This is a genomic window from Flagellimonas sp. B-3, assembly GCF_056857835.1.
The window spans coordinates 171,717-190,380 of the sequence record NZ_JBSXNW010000018.1 but is presented as its reverse complement, the minus strand read 5'-3'; the positions used below and the strand labels follow the sequence as shown (position 1 = coordinate 190,380).

Here is an 18,664-nt window from a genome sequence, read left to right as displayed (position 1 = left end):
TTTAAGTTAAAAATTAGAGATAGTTTTGTGTTAGATTTACGTTTGAAAAACCGTTTTAGTTCCCATAAAGTATTCCAAATTGGATAAAAAAATGTTAAAAGACCTTTCTGAAGCAATGAAAGGCGAGTTGTTGTTCGATGAATTGAGCAAGGCCATCTATGCGACGGATGCCTCGGTATATCGGAAGCTGCCTACCGCGGTAGCCTATCCCAAAGACGCAGAAGATTTAAAAACCTTGCTCGCATTTGCCAATAAAAATAAAGTTGGACTTATTCCCCGTACTGCGGGCACCTCTTTGGCGGGTCAGTGCGTGGGAGATGGTATTGTGGTCGATGTAAGTCGCCATTTTACCAAAATCATCAGTTTGGACAAAGTTAAAAAGCAAGTTACCGTACAACCTGGTGTGGTTCGTGACGAGCTCAATCAATATTTAAAACCATTTGGTCTTTTCTTTGGGCCGAACACTTCCACCTCTAACCGTTGTATGATAGGAGGGATGGTCGGGAACAATTCATCGGGCACCACTTCCATTCAATACGGCGTTACACGCGACAAGGTTTTGGCCATGCAATGTGTATTGTCCGACGGAAGTGATGCTTTTTTCTCCAGTATTTCCATAAAAGAATTCGAAGAAAAGAAAGATGGTGACTCGCTGGAAGCAAAAATCTACAGCAAACTCTTTGAGGAGCTTTCCAATCCAGAAATACGGAACAATATCAAATCCGAGTTCCCTAAACCCAGCATCCACAGAAGAAATACTGGATATGCGGTTGATGAACTGCTCAAGAACAATATTTTTGAAGAAGAAGATGTCAATTTCAATTTGTGCAGACTGCTATCAGGGAGTGAAGGCACCCTTGCCTTTACCACCGAAGTTACGCTTCAGTTGGATGATTTACCACCACCATATGCGGCGATGGTGGCCACGCATTACAAAACTTTGGAGGATTGTTTGAGCGATGTGGCACCTGTGATGCAGCATAGTCTGCATTTATGCGAGATGATGGACAAAGTGATTCTTGACTGTACAAAAAACAATAGGGCGCAATTGGCCAACCGTTTTTTTGTGGAAGGGGATCCCGCTGGGATTTTGATGTTGGAGGTAAAGGCCGATTCCAAGGAAGAATTGGACCAACAGCTAGATGAGTTGCTAAAAACCATTGAAAAATCAGGTTTGAGCTATGCCAACCCCATTTTGTACGGTGACGACATCAATAAAGCCATTGAGCTGCGAAAGGCAGGGCTAGGTCTATTGGGCAATATGGTGGGGGACAGAAAAGCGGTAGCCTGTATTGAAGATACGGCCGTGGCTTTGGAGGATTTAAAAGATTTTATCGGGGAGTTTTCCCAAATCATGAAAGGGTACAATCAAGATGCGGTGTATTATGCCCACGCAGGTGCTGGCGAATTGCATTTGAGACCCATTCTCAACCTAAAAAAGTCCGAAGATGTGGTTTTGTTCCGGAGCATCACTACCGATGTGGCCAAACTCACAAAAAAGTATCAAGGAAGTTTTAGTGGAGAGCATGGCGATGGCATTGTTCGTGCCGAGTTTATCCCGCTCATGATAGGCGAAACCAATTATGAACTTTTAAAAAGAGTAAAAGCACTTTTCGACCCAAATTTGGTGCTCAACCCTGGTAAAATTGTGGATGCCTACCCTATGGATGAATCCCTTCGATACGAAGTTGACCGTAATGAACCAGGTGTTGAAACCTTGATGGATTTTTCCGATAGTGAGGGCATTTTAAAAGCTGCGGAAAAATGTAACGGAAGCGGGGATTGTAGAAAAAGTCACCACATGAACGGGGGTATGTGCCCAAGCTACCAAGCCACCAAAGATGAAAAAGATACTACGCGTGGCAGGGCCAATGCGCTTAGGGAGTTTTTGACCAATTCAGAAAAAAACAATCGGTTCGACCATGAAGAACTTAAAAGTGTTTTTGACCTATGTTTGAGCTGCAAGGCCTGCGCTAGCGAATGTCCAAGTAATGTGGATGTTGCTGTGTTGAAAGCGGAGTTTTTATACAACTATCAAGAAGCGAACGGATATTCGTTGCGTAGCAAACTATTTGCCCACAACACCCGATTGAATGCATTGGGAAGTAAATTTCCTGGCATCACCAATTGGATGTACGAGTCCAAAACGATAGGTGGCATATTAAAAAAAGCGGTCGGCGTTGCCCCGGAGCGGAATTTACCGAAGGTGGGACGCTTCAATTTTAAAGATCATCTTAAAAAGTACCGTGTAAAGCGTACGGATATTTCCAAACGACCCGTTGTTCTCTATATTGATGAGTTTGCAAGGTATTTGGATATTCAGGTCGGGAAGGATGCCATTGAGCTATTGTGCAGATTGGGTTATGATGTGGAATTGTTTTATGGTGAAAGTGGACGGACCTATCTTTCCAAAGGGTTCTTAAAGCAAGCCAAAAAATTGGTGGCCCAAAACATGAAAAGGTTAAAAGGCATCTTGGATGATGGGACACTCATTGTTGGTTTGGAGCCTTCGGCCATTTTATCTTTTAGGGATGAATACCAAAGATTGTACGATGATAAGGAGCAATTGCAAAAATTGGCTTCCAACTCTTTTTTGATTGAAGAGTTTCTGGCCGCGGAGATTGCTGCAGGACATATTTCTTCGGATAGTTTCACCGAAGCGGAACGGACCGTTAAAATTCATGGGCATTGTCATCAAAAGGCATTGAGCAACCAAAAGGTGACTTTTGATGTGTTGAATCTACCGAAAAACTACAAAGTAACCATTATACCGTCCGGTTGTTGTGGAATGGCAGGCTCTTTTGGCTACGAAAAGGAACATTACGAAACCAGTATGCAGGTAGGGGAGCTCAAGCTGTTCCCAGCTGTGAGAAAAAGCTCGGAAGATACCTTGATCGCGGCGAACGGAACAAGTTGTAGGCATCAAATCAAGGATGGGACGAAAAGGGAGGCACAACACCCGGTCTCAATCTTGAGAAAGGCTTTGGTCATCTAAGAAATCACGGTTTATACTTTCTTCGCTTTCGTTAAGGTGTTGCTCTGTAATGTCTTCAATGTCCACCTCTTTGTCGGTAATGGAAGCAATAAGGTCGTTCATGTCCATTTCCTTTAAATCTTCATCCACAAAGAACGGGGATAGTCTATCGTGATTGTAATGGTATATTTTCCAACGCTTGAACGAATATTCCAAAGCGGTCAGGTTTTCTACCCAATCTCCCGAATTTAAATAGGTGCAACTGCCATATTTGGTTTCGTACACTTCTTTTTTGGGTTGATGGATATGTCCGCAGACCACATAATCGTAGTCGTTTTCTATGGCAAGTTCCGCAGCGGTCTTTTCAAAATTGTTGATGTATTTAACAGCACCCTTCACGCTATTTTTGATTTTTTTGGAGAGCGAATACTTTTCACGGCCCATTTTGGCCAAGCACCAGTTCAGGAAACTATTGATCAAAATAAGAAGATCGTAACCATAGCCGCCCAACTTGGCCAACCATTTGGCATTTTGTATGGAAACATCGAACACATCACCATGAAAAATCCATGCTTTTTTACCATCGAGGTTGAGTACCAATTTGTTCATGATCTTAAAGTTCCCCATTGAAGTATTGCTAAACTTTCGGAGCATTTCATCGTGATTTCCAGTGATATAGTAAACTTCGGTACCCTTGGAGGCCATACCTATGACCTTTCTGAGGACCTTTAGGTGGGAAGGGGGGAAATACCTTTTGCTAAACTGCCAAATATCAATAATATCCCCATTTAAAATCAGCTTTTTGGGTTGGATGCTATTAAGATATGTGATGAGTTCATCTGCATGACAGCCATAAGTTCCCAAATGAACATCTGAGATAACTGCCAATTCTATCTTCCTTTTTTTCAACGGTATAGAGTTTACTGCAAAATAAAATGGTAGAAATAAAATAGAAATAAAATTGAAATCATTAATTCATGAGGATATTGTTAAAAAAATATCACCCCAAGATGAATTATGTTACAATAACATTAAGCCAAAACCTTGTTTTTGAATTAGATTTGTAACATCTACCTTTGAGGCAACATAATTTTTATACCGAATGGCAGGAAATTCGTTTGGACAACTTTTTAGGCTCACCACCTTTGGTGAATCCCATGGAAAAGCATTGGGGGGCATCATAGATGGTTGTCCTGCAGGGATAACATTGGACTTGGAACAGATTCAGTTGGAGCTCAACCGAAGAAAACCGGGGCAATCTGCCATTGTAACGCAACGGAAAGAACCGGATACCGTTGAAATTTATTCCGGAGTTTTTGAGGGAAAGACCACGGGAACACCCATTGGTTTTGCCATTCACAATACCAACCAAAAATCCAAGGATTACTCCCACATCAAGGATTCGTACCGGCCATCTCACGCCGATTATGTGTATGACAAGAAGTACGGTTTCCGTGATTACCGTGGCGGCGGAAGAAGCTCTGCCCGCGAAACGGCCAGCAGGGTAGTGGCAGGGAGCATTGCAAAGCAATTTTTGAACGATGTCAAAATAAACGCCTTTGTTTCCCAAGTTGGCGAGATGAAATTGGACAAATCTTATCAAGAATTGGATTTTTCCAAGATTGAATCCAATGCCGTTCGTTGTCCCGATATCGAAATGGCGCAAAAAATGGAGGAGTATATCAAATCCATTAAAAAAGAAGGAGATACCATTGGTGGTGTTATCACCTGTGTCATACAAAATGTACCCATTGGTCTTGGAGAACCTGTTTTTGATAAACTACATGCCCGATTGGGAGAGGCCATGTTGTCCATCAATGCCGTAAAAGGTTTTGAATACGGGAGCGGTTTTGCCGGTGTTGCCATGAAGGGGAGCGAGCATAACGATGCTTTCAATACCGATGGCACTACAAAAACCAATCGTAGTGGCGGGGTTCAAGGTGGAATAAGCAACGGAATGGATATTTACTTCAGCGTGGCATTTAAACCCGTTGCTACGGTGCTACAATCCTATGAAACCATTAACAAAGAGGGTGAAAAAGTGACCACTCAAGGCAAGGGCAGGCACGACCCCTGTGTTCTTCCAAGGGCGGTTCCCATTGTAGAAGCTATGGCCGCATTGGTTTTGGCAGATTACTCGCTTTTGGCCCGTACCAACAAAATCTAGGTCTGCGTTAGGACGTTTCCAATCAAAAAAGTATCTTTCCGTCCATAATCTTACTTTATGAAGAAATTGGAATTGCACTGGCAAATCCTAATCGGGATGCTACTTGGTATTCTTTTTGGATTTGCAATGACCCAAATTAGCTGGGGCAAGGAATTTGTAAATGATTGGATTCAGCCTTTAGGGACCATTTTTGTAAAACTTCTCAAGTTAATTGCCATACCGCTTATTTTGGCATCCTTGGTCAAAGGTATTTCGGACCTTAAGGACATTTCAAAGTTTCGAAATATTGGCCTCCGTACAATTGGAATATATATAGTTACCACGGTTGTCGCCATTACGATCGGACTTTTGTTGGTAAATGTAATGAACCCGGGCAGTGGAATTTCGGAAGAAACGGTGACCAAACTCACCGATACTTATGGAAACGATGCAGGGGTTACCTCCAAGCTGGAAGAGGCTTCTCGACAAAAGGATAGTGGTCCCTTACAATTCTTGGAAGATATGGTGCCCGACAATGCTTTGGCGGCCATGACGGATAATGCTTTGATGCTTCAGGTGATCTTTTTTACTATTTTTCTTGGTATCTCTATGCTGTTGATTGGAGAGGAAAAAGCAAAACCACTAAAAAATTTCTTTGATTCTCTCAATGATGTGGTGCTCAAAATGGTCGATTTGATCATGTTGACCGCTCCGTATGCCGTATTTGCTTTGTTGGCAGGAGTAGTGGTGTCTTCCAGTGACCCTGATTTATTATTGGCGCTACTTAAATATGCCGGAGTTGTTCTGTTGGGTCTTGCACTTATGATTGTTTTTTACTCCACCGTGGTTGCACTTGTCACTAAAAAGAACCCGTTTTGGTTTTTAAAAGAAATAAGTCCTGCACAACTGTTGGCTTTTTCCACCAGTTCCAGTGCGGCTACCTTACCTGTTACAATGGAAAGGGTAGAGGAACACATTGGGGTGCACAAAGAGGTGTCCAGTTTTGTGTTGCCCGTAGGTGCCACCATCAACATGGACGGTACTAGTTTGTACCAAGGTGTTGCAGCCGTATTTATTTCACAAGCGCTTGGTTTTGATTTAACCTTTGGCAATCAGTTAACCATTGTATTAACAGCTTTGTTGGCTTCTATTGGTTCTGCGGCCGTTCCAGGTGCGGGAATGGTAATGTTGGTAATTGTATTGGAGTCCATTGGTTTTCCTGCCGACAAATTGGCCATAGGTCTGGCCTTGATTTTTGCCGTTGATAGACCATTGGATATGTGCCGAACCGTAGTAAACGTTACCGGTGATGCCACAGTTTCCATGTTGGTCGCCAAATCTGTTGGCAAACTTGGTGAACCGCATGTAGAGGAATGGGACGATCATTTGGATGAGGTAAAAGGAAAAGATAGTTAATCCAAAAACTTTGCTTTTAACTCAGGGGTAGGAATCATGCAGGCATCCTGTTTTCCAAACCATTTATAGCGGTTTTTGGCAATAAAATCATAGATTCCATTTCGAATGGAAGTAGGGACCCATGTAAAAACGGCGGTCAATTTCCATAATCCACCAAGGTCTTGGGCAATTTCCAATGCAGCATCGGATTTAGTATAGTAAGCCACGCCAGGTTCTATAAGGATAATGGAATCTTCCTGACTGGTGTCAATAAGGCGTTGGTTCACCAATTGCTGCCCCACATCACTTTGTAGGGCCGCATAGCGGAATACATCTTTTTTGTCCCGTTTGATCACAAACTGAACCGAGCTGTTGCAAAGGTTGCACACACCATCGAACAGGATTATTTTTTTGTTTTCCAGCTTGTTCATAACACTTGGCTAAAACCTGACATCCGCAATGCTACTGTTTTTATCAAATTCTGCTTTTGCAAAGGGGCAGAGCGGTAAAATTTTCACGCCTTTATCCCTAGCAAACGCTACAGCTTCCATTACCAGCATTTTTCCATATCCTTTTCCCCCAAACGCTTCTTCTATTCCCGTATGGTCTATGATAAATTTTGTTGTTCCGGCCCAAGTGTAGGTCATCTCACCTGCAAATTCACCATCATCATAAATTACAAACCTACCTTTTCTTTGATCTTCTTCTCTTTCTATTTTAACCAAAACACGCTATTTTTTTATGCTCAATGCTCCCGAAGGACATTTTGCTACTTGATTTATTAACTCCTGACTAGTGGCATTTTCAGGTTTGACCCAAGGCTTTTCTTTTGGGTTATACACTTTGGGCAATGTTTTTACGCATATCCCAGAGTGGATGCATTTTTCGGGTTGCCATAATATGGTAACCTCTCCGTTGGTGTATTCTTTCTTTGTCATAATTGTTGCGGTTTAGTTCTCATTATCACCAACCAATGTTTTTGGGCATACATAGGTTTAGAAACAAAATGGATACTGAATCAGCTTAAGTAAAGATAATGTAGTTTACCGGATTTTTCTTCTAAACCCCAAGTCCATTTATTTTTTATATGCCATTTTCGCTTCTTCCAAAATAGTTGTTAAATAAATTTTGTCGATATTCTCCACATAGTAATCGTGGATTCGTTTACCTTGTTATAGAAAGCGTTTAGCGGTTTTTAAGTTCGATAGATTTTTTTTTGACCTTGCATCTTACATTGTTAAATTCAAAATAAATTTGCGCAGTTAAGTGGTTGCATATATATTTGCAGTCAAATAGCTGCGTAAATGGAATTACGAAGAGATGTTTTTCAGGCCATTGCCGACCCGACCCGTAGGGCCATTATTGCCATGGTGGCACTCAACGCCATGACACCGGGAGCCATTGCGGCGGAATTTGATTCATCCCGGCAGACCATTTCCAAGCATATCCGAATACTTACCGAATGTGAACTACTTAACCAAGAACAGCAGGGGAGGGAAATCTACTATCATTTCAATCCACAGAAACTAAAGGAAATAGCCGATTTTATAGCACCTTTCAGGGATATGTGGGACGATAGGTTTAATACGCTCGAAACCATTATGAAAAAACAACTGCCCAAAAAGTAATATGGAACGAAAAACCAAAGTCCATGCTGAGGACGGAAAACAGGAAATTTGGATCACCAGGGAATTTGAACTGCCCGTGGCAACGCTTTTTAAAGCGTATGAAAAACCTGAAATCGTAGAGCAATGGATGGGCACCCAAGTACTAAAACTTGACAATCGGAAACACGGTAGTTATCAGTTTGAGACGACCGACCCGAAGGGAAACAAGCATAGGTTCAATGGAACCATACACGAATTTGTGCCGAATCTAAAAATCATCAGGACTTTTGAGATGGAAAATGCACAGTTTCCGGTCCAGTTGGAGTTTTTGGAATTTGAAGCCCTTACCGATACAATGAGCAAGCTCACCATACACATGGTCTATAAATCGGTGGAGGATAGGGACCGTATGTTGAAGCTACCCTTTGCCCAAGGGGTTAATATGGCACATAACCGCTTGCAGGAAGTAATGGAACAGTTATAATAACAAATCTCCAACGATAAGAGCTTTTTTCCTGTCACATTGAGCGAAGTCGAAATGAAAGGAAAAAGTTTTGCAAACACAAAAGCCTAAAAAATCATATCATGGCAAAACGTAGTAAAATTATCTATTGGGTTGCCACCGTTTGGCTGGCCCTGGGAATGACCTCCACGGGCATTGTTCAATTAATTGGATGGAAGAGGAGGTTGAAATGATGGAACATTTGGGTTATCCGTTGTACTTTCTTCATATTATCGGGGTATGGAAACTTTTGGGCGTTGTGGCCATTCTAATTCCCAAGTTTCCCGTACTCAAGGAATGGGCCTATGCCGGTTTTGTTTTTACAATGACAGGGGCCATTTTTTCCCATTTGGCGGTAGGTGATGGGGCCGCCGATTTCTTTGGACCTTCCTTGTTATTGGCATTGACCCTGATTTCTTGGTATTTTAGACCAGCTGGCAGAAAAGTTATCACAACACAAAACCAATAACTCCATGAACCCAAAAGTTGATTTCTTCTTTGAAAAACCAACCCAATGGCAGGAAGCCTATCGACAATTGCGTAAAATAGTCCTCGATACGGGCCTTACCGAAACACTTAAGTGGGGTGTGCCCTGTTACACGTTTCATGGGAGCAATATGGTCTTGATCCATGGATTTAAGGAGTATTGTGCGCTGTTGTTTCATAAGGGTGTTTTGCTGAAGGATACCGAAGGAATTTTGATTCAACAGACCAAAAATGTGCAATCGGCCCGCCAGATTCGATTTACCAATGTGAAGGAGATTTTGAATATGGAAAAAGTGTTGAAAACCTACATTTATGAAGCCATTGAGGTAGAAAAAACTGGTTTGGAAGTCAAAATGAAGAAAACTTCTGAATTTGATATGCCTGAAGAGCTTCAAAACAAACTGGATACCGATGCAGATTTTAAGACCGCTTTTGAAGCATTGACCCCAGGACGCCAACGCGGGTACATGCTATATGTTTCACAAGCCAAACAATCCAAAACCCGTGTATCGAGAGTAGAGAAGTCCATCCCCAAAATTTTTGAAGGGAAAGGATATAACGAAATGTAAACCATCAACAAAAAAGACCATGCGAAGAATTGTTCCCAATATGTATTCCGATGATCTGGAAGCGAGCAAGGCGTTTTATCTGGATTTCTTGGGGATGGAGTTAGCCATGGACCTTGGGTGGATCATAACGTTTGCCTCCAAAGAAAATCCAATGGCCCAAATCAATATTTTTAAGAATGAAGAAGCCACAAAACCGGACAATACAGCGATTTTTCTGTCCATTGAAATACCCGATGTGGACCAAATGTACGAACGAGCAAAGAAGTTGGGGCACGAAGTGGTTTATGGGCCAACAAATGAAGATTGGGGCGTTAGACGGTTCTTTGTAAAAGACCCAAACGGCGCCACCATTAATCTATTGACACATTTATGAATCCCGAAATCGACGCTTATTTACAGGAAGGCTGTGGTCGCTGTGCCTTGGGCGGCACTCCGGAATGCAAGGTGCACAATTGGCAAGGAGAGTTGAAATATTTGAGAAGGGCAGTACTGGACTGTGGGCTTAGCGAAGAGCGAAAATGGGGCGTGCCCTGCTACACCCACAACGGTAGCAATATTCTTATGGTGGCTGCATTCAAAGACAATTGTACGTTAAGTTTTTTTAAAGGTGCCCTGTTGAAGGATGACCATAAAATTCTGGAGAAACCAGGGAAGAACACCCAATCCGGTAGGGTAATCCGATTTACCGATATTGAACGGATTGCTGCCCTTGAGCCCGTTTTAAAAACCTATATGTTCGAGGCCATTGAGGTGGAGAAAGCAGGACTGAAGGTTGATTTTAAAAAAGCATCGGAATATGAGATTCCAAAGGAATTTCAAAAGCGTTTGGATGGAGACCCCGAACTCAAAGCAGCTTTTAACGCCTTAACACCTGGAAGACAGAAAGGGTATCTGCTATACTTTTCCAGTGCCAAACAATCCAAGACCCGTGAGGCCAGAATTGAAAAACATACCCCAAGAATTTTCAAGGGACTAGGGCTGCATGATAAATAAAGGCAAGGCCTATATATCCAAACAATCCCTGAACTCTGGACAAATGAGTGGTAAAATCACCCAAACGTGGAGTAGGAACAGTACAAAAAATATAAGGCCCAACACCAAGGAGTGGATGATGTAGCTTTCCTCTCCGGATGGTTTTAGCTTAGGCCACAACAACCCAAATGCTCCAGACACGAACAATAAAAATGGCACGCCAGAGAAGAACAATAAAAATTTCATGCTGAAATCATTGGTGAAACCACCGTAAAAAATAATCCCGATAATAATGGCCAACACTATCAGTATCCAATATAATAGTCTGCCTTTTTTTCCTTCCGTTGCTGTCATAAGTATATAATTTTGAGAAAAATGCACTTAAAATTAAGAGATTGGAACTTCATGATTTATGACGTGGATCAGTAAGACTGTTTACGGGATACCGTTTCCTAAAAATCCTTAAAAGCTATGCTTATGAAAAAAAAAACAATGCATAACTAATTATTTTACCATTTCATGTCTCATTAAAAAGGTGTAGGAAACCATTGAATATAAAAGCAAGGACCATAAATATTTAAAAATTTATCAAACACTCAATTTTTTAATAAAAAATCAGGGAAATCAAAAAAAGCTAAAGCATTTATCATCCAAAAGGTTTATTGGTTTCGTAGCTTATTGTGACTATCAACTAACCTGTAATTTCTACATAATGCAGCCCTCTAAAAAAAGGCTTTTCCCGGTATTTTTCTTTTTGGCGTTAACGCTCCACACATATGGTCAAGAACTCAAAACGTACGAAGGACCTCTTCGAGTGGGGCCTTATTCGGGAAAAGCGGTTTACCAATACACTATTTCCGACCTTGATACCATTTTTGATGGTGATTTTGAGTTAGAGCGATCCAATCTTGAGACTCTTGTGCAAAATACGGACAATACGTTTCGTTTTTCGGGAGCTTTTGATAAGGCCATCGCCCATGGACCATGGCAATTTGAATTTGGTGCCTACCAAACCAATAGCCAAAGCCAAGTGGTGGGCTACCAATACAGGGTTTTGGTAAGCGGTGTACAAGAAATAGGGAAGGGCAGCCTTGTTAAGGGCAAACCGGATGGCACATGGACATACACCATTAATCAAATCAAGGATTCTGAAATTGAAAAAATACTTTTTAAGAGCAGCATTTCTTTTGATGAAGGAGTGCCGCAACAAAGTTTTCAAATAGAAAACGATAGCAGTGTGCTGGTCGGAAGGCTGTTGAGAGACGGTCTGGCCCATGACGAATGGTCGTTCTATGCCACAGAAAACGTTGAGGACACCGAAAATTGGTTTTTTGAGGATGGGTTGCTCCGCCGTATCCAAATAGTTTTAGGCGGCACATCCAAAGCGGTTTCATTATTCGATACCCATGCATCCAACTATAAAACCATTCAGCTAAACGCCCAATACATTGCTTTGTTGGGTGCGGTTTTGGACAACGATAAAGAAAAAAGCCATATATCCCGATTGCTGGAACAGAACAATGGCTATTATAAAAAAATAAGTGAGGTCTTCGATCATTTGGGTTCACCGGATTTTGAAACCAATATGAAAGTAAAGGTGCCATACTACCCGTTGGACTCCCTTCAAAATAACATGTTGGAGCAAATTGCATCGGATTACAAAATAGCGTCGGATTTAAGTAATGCCATTTTAGATAACAGCCACTTGAACATTGTAAAGCGTACCGACCCGGAAGCGTTTTTCTATTACAATGTTGCCGAAAAAATACACAACGACTTTTTGGAGCCTTTGGGAACTTTGGCAGGGTACAAAGAGCATGAAATTGTACAGCACCTAAAAATTCCGGACATGATGCAGGGATTGTGGCCCAAAGGAAAACCAAATACGGAAATTGTTGTTGCCGATGAAAAAGGCGGGCAACGAACCTTTAGCCTACCAAGCTCCGAGGAATTTGGTTATGAAAGTGATGATTTACTGTCCGCAGCCGCCATGGCCACCTATGCCAAGATGAGCTTGGAATACATAAAAGGATCGCTGGCCTCAAGGCTGACCAATGATGAACAGTTGCAAATTTTGAACGGGCTGGAGGAAGAGCTCATCGCATTGAACAACAGCTTGGAAAAACAAGTTGATTCACTTCCCGAAAAGTTTCCGCAAAATTTCCGAAAAGCAGTGGAACAACTCCAAAATGTAGCAGATAGTGCATTGACCGAATATGCCTCCATTAAAAACCCGAACAAAAAATTGGAATATGGAAAAGAGGCGAAAAATTGTCTTTCGCAACTCAACGCACTCGCCATTACGATTAAGGAGCTTCCACAGCGTAGCGAAGAAATCCAAAAGAAATATACCGATGCCGTTTGGAACCCTTTTATGGCAAATGTTATGGAAGAAGAGGTAAAAAAGCGAATCGTAAATGCATACGAGAACATTTTGGTTCCTTATTTCCTTACAACGATAACCCAAGAACTGCAATGTGACAATGCGGACAGCCTTAACAATGAAATTATCTATACCAATCAAAGCATATTGGATTTACGGGATAAGGACACCAGAAAATTGGAACGTAAGCTACGAAAGGAAAAACGCCCCAAAGAGATACTGAAACTCTTAAAGGAGCAATCAACTTCTAAAAATCAATAGGCATGGTGAGTTTCAGAAGTAGCTTTTTGGCGGTTGTTTTGATGATTTTCGGATTTGTTGGTACTGTTTACGCACAAGAGTCGGAACCAGAGGTTTTGCCCGAAACATCGCAGTACAAGGATCCCAAAACCAAGGTTTGGATCAATACGTATGGGAACATTAGAATAGGAAAACGGTTCTTTTGGGATGCCCAGACCCATTTTAGGTTTCAAGAAACCAAAAACACCCCTTTTATAGGACAGATAGGTCAAATTTATAACCGACATGCCATTGGGTATATTTTTAACAAAAAGACCAATTTTCGATTGGGTGGGGTAGTGCGCATTAACTTTAACACAGATGAAGAATCGGAAGATAGAAATGTAGTTCCCGAATGGCGTATTTGGCACCAATACCAATTTGCCATGCCCTTTTATTCGGCCATGCTGTATCACCGCATCCGAATAGAACATCGTTGGACCCAAGGCTTTGCAGAGGATAGCGACTACATATTCAGGAATCGTTGGCGCTATATGTTCCGGGCAAAAATCCCATTGAACAACACCAAACTGAGCCCCAAGACTTTTTACGTTGCACCGGAGGCGGAATTAATTATGCAAAGTGGCAAGGAAGTGGTGGCCAGTCCCATGGAGGACCTTCGTTTAACTACCACTGTGGGCTACATTGTAACACCTCGTTTAACCTTTGCAGCGGGTGTTTTGTATTCCCAAGGCCAAGAGCGGTACAATGGCGGATATTATCAACAAGGGTGGACGTTGCGCTTTCACATGTACTACTCACCGGACTTTAGGAGGGTAAAAAATAAGTTGCCAGACATCCATTTGACCGATTAAATCGTATTAAATAGTGAACCAAGCATTTAACGCATGAAAATAAAGAAATACCTTCCCTTTGTTCTTTTGGCCCTTGTTACGGCGGGAATGCTGTTCTTCGTAAGCAAATCCATCAAGTTGCAAAAAGAATTTGCCCAAGCTGCGGAGGAAAATAAAATCATTTCGGAAAAGCTTAACGCGTATGAACAATTAACGGAGATAGACTCCTTGTTGCTTCAAGGTGATTATAACACGGCCATTGATTCCTATAATGCCGCCATTAATTTCAAAGAGGAAAACAATAGGGTAATTCCGTTGCGGATTGCATTGGCAGAAAAGCTGAGAAATACCAATACCGGTGTATATGCTATTCAAAACAGTACAGTAGACGAGCAAGATACGGTCCCCGCTTCCGGTTGGAACGAGGAATTGGCCGTTAGAAAATATGATTCCCTTAGTTTTTCCTTGGAAAAGACCAAGGTGCAATTGGCCCGTTTAAAAAAGCAGCTCCAACAAAAATCGTTTGGGGAGTACCTTACATTTAAGAGTAAAAAAGGAAGTCAAATGCACTACATCGGTCAAGTTAAAGATGGTAAAGCCCATGGCTTCGGCGTTGCTTTGTTGGATACAGGGAGCAGGTACGAAGGCGAATGGCAAAACAATCAGCGACATGGCGAAGGTACTTTTTATTGGCCCGATGGCGAATATTACGTGGGCAACTATAAAAACGATAAACGCAGTGGTTTTGGTAGCTACTATTGGCCCAATGGCGAAAAATACACAGGCGAGTGGGAGGATGACAAGCGTAGCGGAACCGGTAAGTTTTACGATGCAGAGGGCGATGTGGTCGCTGGTGGCGAGTGGAACGATGATAAGCTGGTAAATGTCAACAAAAAGTAATAATGCACTTTTTGGAATTACATCAACATTAGGAAATGTACATAATTGAATTAATTATACTACATTAACTTTATAGCCAGGGGAGTTAGTTTTTTATGGTGATTGAGCTAACAGATATTGAAAAATTGCCAAAACCATCTATACTTTTAACACTAATGCTATACGTTTCTCCTAGATTAACTACAATGGGATCCAAGGTAGTTTCGGCCATACCAGTTTGGTTCACTACGTCTATACCCTTGCTATCTTTTACAAGTATATTGTATGTTAGGGCGTCACCATCTTGATCACTACCTGACCAAGAAACTATTAGTTCGGAAGTTTCACTTTTAAACTCGGTACTTATTTCTGCCGCATAGGGCGCATAATTGGCAACAGATTCACCTGGAGTGGTAAAGGACATTGTATCGCTTTTTGTTTGACCTGCACTATTTTCCGCGGTCACGGTCCATGTATAGGATTTACCTTTGTCCAAAGTAGCTTCTACATCTGTTCTGGAAGCACTAATGCTATTCTGGATAACGTTTCCATCAAAAACCTCTAAAACATAACCGGTTGCATTTGAGACACTGCCCCATGTAAAAAGAATAATGGCTTTGGTTTCATCTTGGGGGACTTCGATAAAATCAGAACAAGTTTCTCCATTTGTTGGAAGAATCCCGTTGGGTTTACCTGGGGGCATCACTTCTACCTCTTCAGTTGATGAAGATGATGAGCATGCGCCTACAAGCATCAATAAAATGATTAAAGCTAGAGCTTGACTTATTAAGGACTTTATCATTGTTTAATTATTTTAAATCTTTTGATTTCATCTTCAGCAACCAAGTGAACGACATAAAATCCAGCAGACTGGTTTTCCAAATGAATGGTTTTGTTGTTCAAGGAATTCATTTTTTTACTTAATACAAGTTGGCCAATGGAGTTGTATACGTTTATTTGGTTGATTGTGGTTTCTCCTGAGATGGACAATATGCCCGAGGTAATGGTAGGGTAGACCTGCATTTCGGTTTCCAAGGCAAGATTATCTTCTATGGTTCCCTGACATTCACTCTTGCCTGATATATGAACCGTATTGGAATCTTGTAAATTTCGTATCAAAATTTCATTTTCATCGACTGAATCAAATACATAGGTTTTTTGAAGCCCATTGACATTTACCACATACTCCTTGCTTCCAGAAACAATGTACTTAGCCGTTTTGGAGTTTTTATCCACGTTGTTTCTCTTACCCGATATATTGTTGAGCTCATTTATGATGAGGCCAAATAACTGTTCATAACGTATTTCAGGTATCGAAACTATGACTTTGTATGAGCCGGGAGCAAGATTATCCAATATAAAATTGACTTCCAGACTTACATTTTCGAAGCTTTCACTAATTCCTTCACCTTCCAAACTGATATCAAAAGCATAACCGGATAGGGTGGCGCCCACTTCTATTCTGGCATTATCCACATTAGGGCATGACGGTGATTTACCAACAACGCTTAACGCGTCAATAGCTATAAAATCACAACCATCTTCATTAACCGCTATGTCTGGGTAAGTATTGGGGCAAAGATCATCCGCATTGGCAACGCCGTCATTGTCATCATCAGGAAAAGGAACCACTACTTCGGATACAGGTCTAGACCAAACACTAAATCTATAAGTGCCAGCGAACAATTGTCCATTATTAAGGAAAATACTGGTAGTGCCAAGGTTTCCCATACCGTCGGTGAACGAATACCATACATCTTGATCTATAGTTGTGGCCTTGAAACCTTTTCGTGTCGCCAAATACAGAACATCTCCCTCAACCGTAATGTTCTCTACTATGCTATAGTCCGTATTTTGATAGGTGGTCCAAGTTTGGCCCATATCAGATGATTTATGGAGACCTTGACTGTCCGAAACAAAAAGGATACCATCGGCAATTTCGATATCTTCAATAAAAATAGAATTCTCCAATGTGGTAATTGGACTCCAGCTTTGTCCCAAATCGGTTGACAAATAAACCTCATTATTCCCAGAATTTAGCAGCATGGTAGACCCTTCTAGAGCAATGCTTACATAAGTTTCATCTGGTTCAAGGCCTTCGGGAACGATAATATTCCAGGTTTCGCCCAAATCGTAGGACAAATAGATGCCATCTCCCTGTACGCCAGAGGCTAAAACACCATTAGAGTAATCCAATGCCGAGGTAGCGATATTGACACCTGGATTTATCTTTTTTTCCCAATTATCACCATTGTCATTGGATAAGAACACACCTCCACCGGTGGCAATAATAAGAGTATTGTCTACTTTTATTGTTTCATAGATTGATGATGCATTTTGCCCTTCAATCCCTGAATTAATAGCGGTCCAGGAGACACCATTGTCAGCAGAACGGAACAGCCCATTACCTCCAGTACCTGTAAAAAGGTAGTAATCATTTGAAGCAAAAGTTGTAATGTTTTGTGTTTTTATGCCTGTATTGTTCCATGTCCAAGACATACCATTATCCAATGATTCATAGTTACCAGAAGTAGAGCTGACCATTATTTTCCCATTTGATATTAATAAAGACTTCAAAATGCTATAATTGTCAGGGGACAAAACCGAGACCTCACTCCAAGTGGCTCCATTATCGTTTGAATAAAAATATGAACGTGACCCACCAACAGCATATACAGTATTTTGTATGGAAATTAGGTCTGAAATACTTGCGTTCCCGGTGTTCATTGCTACCCATGTACTCAAATTATCATTAGAAACATATACTTCACCAATACCTCCAACATACAATATTCCGTTTTGAGTTGTTAAAGACCATGCGCCATGGGTAAGTCCTGGTATGTCCACTTGTGTCCAGATATCGCTATTACCATCATTTTCGAAAACCCCGTCTAGTGTGCCTACATATACTTTGGAATTAAATACTACAAAATCGCTGACTTGATAACCTGTAACTCCAGTACTCCAAACTGTCCAATTTTCTCCTGAATCAAGAGATCGATATATTACACCTGTATCCGTACCACCATAAATTGTGGTACCATTGGCAAATACCTTGTAAAATGTAAGGTCCTCAATATCTTTATTTGCGGGAACCCAAGAATTTCCTTCATCTGTTGATTTATAAATACCGTTTCCGACCAAAGCAACATAAATAGTATTGCCATCAGTAGTTAAACTAGTTGCCCCGCCATCTTCCGGTAGACCAGAAATACTTTGGGTCCATGATTCCCCATTATTTGTAGAAGAATGAATTGTATACGAAGAAATCACCAGTAACGTATTGTTCACTTTGATAATATCACCAGTAGCCCCACCCTCAGGCCCCGGTGTAGGTGTCCATTGAGAATGAGAAAGTGCAGTAAAAAAAAATAAACAGAAACAAAGAAATGGTTTGAGGTTGGTCATTTATGTAAGATTATTACTTCAGATTTGTTAAAGAAAATAAAATTTTATTGAAACCTTATCACAAAATGATAAAAAGCTAATAAAAATCGTCAACTTGACAGCCCTTGTTTAGGATGGGGAGAGGGAAGTTACAAATACAAAAAAGGATACCATTTAAAAAGCTTTCTGGTAAACCTTAGGAGAATTAATATTAAGCTTATTTACTCCTTAAAAATTGAGGAAAACCTCTAAAAAACAACGACAAAAACCATTGAATTTTTAAGGTGTTTC

The 18,664-nt window shown here is 41.2% G+C and carries 18 protein-coding genes and 1 pseudogene; 12 read left to right on the top strand and 7 right to left on the bottom strand.

The window, feature by feature from the left end; genetic code table 11:
* Positions 1-91 precede the first annotated feature (91 nt).
* Positions 92-2,995 carry an FAD-binding and (Fe-S)-binding domain-containing protein gene (locus tag AC13CS_RS07070; RefSeq protein WP_293163404.1) on the top strand — a complete coding sequence of 968 codons (2,904 nt, stop codon included), beginning with the start codon at positions 92-94 and terminating at the stop codon, positions 2,993-2,995.
* On the opposite strand, the gene AC13CS_RS07065 is transcribed toward AC13CS_RS07070, so the two are convergent.
* Complete coding sequence (locus AC13CS_RS07065) at positions 2,966-3,883, bottom strand: UDP-2,3-diacylglucosamine diphosphatase (protein ID WP_293163401.1); 918 nt, start codon at positions 3,881-3,883, stop codon at positions 2,966-2,968. The genes AC13CS_RS07070 and AC13CS_RS07065 overlap by 30 nt on opposite strands.
* Before the next feature lie 193 nt (positions 3,884-4,076).
* Between AC13CS_RS07065 and aroC the strand changes: the two genes are divergently transcribed.
* Both aroC and AC13CS_RS07055 read left to right on the top strand, forming a co-directional pair.
* Positions 4,077-5,141, top strand: coding sequence for a chorismate synthase (gene aroC / locus AC13CS_RS07060; protein WP_293163398.1), 1,065 nt, complete (start codon positions 4,077-4,079; stop codon positions 5,139-5,141).
* A 57-nt stretch (positions 5,142-5,198) separates the two neighbouring features.
* On the top strand, positions 5,199-6,536 hold the full coding sequence (locus AC13CS_RS07055; protein ID WP_293163395.1) for a dicarboxylate/amino acid:cation symporter: 1,338 nt from the start codon (positions 5,199-5,201) through the stop codon (positions 6,534-6,536).
* On the opposite strand, the gene AC13CS_RS07050 is transcribed toward AC13CS_RS07055, so the two are convergent.
* The 3 genes from AC13CS_RS07050 to AC13CS_RS07040 are packed head-to-tail and all read right to left on the bottom strand — an operon-like array spanning position 6,533 to position 7,453.
* Positions 6,533-6,946 (bottom strand): thiol-disulfide oxidoreductase DCC family protein, encoded by a 414-nt coding sequence (locus AC13CS_RS07050; protein WP_293163392.1) that lies wholly within the window; start codon positions 6,944-6,946, stop codon positions 6,533-6,535. The genes AC13CS_RS07055 and AC13CS_RS07050 overlap by 4 nt on opposite strands.
* A 9-nt stretch (positions 6,947-6,955) precedes the next feature.
* Positions 6,956-7,240, bottom strand: a complete 285-nt coding sequence (locus tag AC13CS_RS07045) for a GNAT family N-acetyltransferase (protein WP_293163389.1) — start codon at positions 7,238-7,240, stop codon at positions 6,956-6,958.
* Positions 7,241-7,246: 6 nt separating this feature from the next.
* On the bottom strand, positions 7,247-7,453 hold the full coding sequence (locus AC13CS_RS07040; RefSeq protein ID WP_293163386.1) for a (4Fe-4S)-binding protein: 207 nt from the start codon (positions 7,451-7,453) through the stop codon (positions 7,247-7,249).
* Between the two features lie 366 nt (positions 7,454-7,819).
* Between AC13CS_RS07040 and AC13CS_RS07035 the strand changes: the two genes are divergently transcribed.
* From AC13CS_RS07035 to AC13CS_RS07010, 6 genes and pseudogenes are all read left to right on the top strand, one after another.
* On the top strand, positions 7,820-8,143 hold the full coding sequence (locus AC13CS_RS07035; RefSeq protein WP_293163383.1) for an ArsR/SmtB family transcription factor: 324 nt from the start codon (positions 7,820-7,822) through the stop codon (positions 8,141-8,143).
* A 1-nt stretch (position 8,144) separates the two neighbouring features.
* Positions 8,145-8,606 carry an SRPBCC domain-containing protein gene (locus AC13CS_RS07030; RefSeq protein ID WP_293163380.1) on the top strand — a complete coding sequence of 154 codons (462 nt, stop codon included), beginning with the start codon at positions 8,145-8,147 and terminating at the stop codon, positions 8,604-8,606.
* A gap of 101 nt (positions 8,607-8,707) precedes the next feature.
* Positions 8,708-9,093: pseudogene (locus AC13CS_RS07025) on the top strand (DoxX family protein).
* 4 nt (positions 9,094-9,097) lie between these two features.
* Positions 9,098-9,679: a YdeI/OmpD-associated family protein gene (locus tag AC13CS_RS07020; protein ID WP_293163378.1), complete on the top strand. Its 582-nt coding sequence runs from the start codon at positions 9,098-9,100 to the stop codon at positions 9,677-9,679.
* 19 nt (positions 9,680-9,698) lie between these two features.
* Positions 9,699-10,052: a VOC family protein gene (locus tag AC13CS_RS07015; RefSeq protein WP_293163376.1), complete on the top strand. Its 354-nt coding sequence runs from the start codon at positions 9,699-9,701 to the stop codon at positions 10,050-10,052.
* Positions 10,049-10,672 (top strand): YdeI/OmpD-associated family protein, encoded by a 624-nt coding sequence (locus AC13CS_RS07010; protein ID WP_293163373.1) that lies wholly within the window; start codon positions 10,049-10,051, stop codon positions 10,670-10,672. Before AC13CS_RS07015 ends, AC13CS_RS07010 begins: the two co-directional genes overlap by 4 nt.
* Positions 10,673-10,681: 9 nt before the next feature.
* On the opposite strand, the gene AC13CS_RS07005 is transcribed toward AC13CS_RS07010, so the two are convergent.
* Entirely contained in the window at positions 10,682-11,005 is a 324-nt protein-coding gene (locus tag AC13CS_RS07005) for a hypothetical protein (protein ID WP_293163370.1), read from the bottom strand.
* 358 nt (positions 11,006-11,363) lie between these two features.
* On the opposite strand from AC13CS_RS07005, the gene AC13CS_RS07000 reads away from it, so the two are divergent.
* Genes AC13CS_RS07000 through AC13CS_RS06990 form a run of 3 tightly spaced genes read left to right on the top strand, consistent with a single transcriptional unit; the run spans position 11,364 to position 15,007 of the window.
* The gene (locus AC13CS_RS07000) at positions 11,364-13,295 is read left to right on the top strand and encodes a hypothetical protein (protein WP_293163367.1); all 1,932 of its coding nucleotides are present in this window, start codon (positions 11,364-11,366) and stop codon (positions 13,293-13,295) included.
* A gap of 2 nt (positions 13,296-13,297) precedes the next feature.
* Positions 13,298-14,128, top strand: coding sequence for a DUF2490 domain-containing protein (locus AC13CS_RS06995; protein ID WP_163624559.1), 831 nt, complete (start codon positions 13,298-13,300; stop codon positions 14,126-14,128).
* A 33-nt stretch (positions 14,129-14,161) separates the two neighbouring features.
* Positions 14,162-15,007, top strand: coding sequence for an MORN repeat-containing protein (locus tag AC13CS_RS06990; protein ID WP_293163362.1), 846 nt, complete (start codon positions 14,162-14,164; stop codon positions 15,005-15,007).
* 85 nt (positions 15,008-15,092) lie between these two features.
* On the opposite strand, the gene AC13CS_RS06985 is transcribed toward AC13CS_RS06990, so the two are convergent.
* Positions 15,093-15,740, bottom strand: coding sequence for a hypothetical protein (locus tag AC13CS_RS06985; protein ID WP_293163359.1), 648 nt, complete (start codon positions 15,738-15,740; stop codon positions 15,093-15,095).
* Positions 15,741-15,784: 44 nt separating this feature from the next.
* A complete protein-coding gene (locus tag AC13CS_RS06980) occupies positions 15,785-18,277 on the bottom strand; it encodes a T9SS type A sorting domain-containing protein (RefSeq protein ID WP_482888697.1) in 2,493 nt (830 codons plus the stop codon).
* Positions 18,278-18,664: the final 387 nt, after the last annotated feature.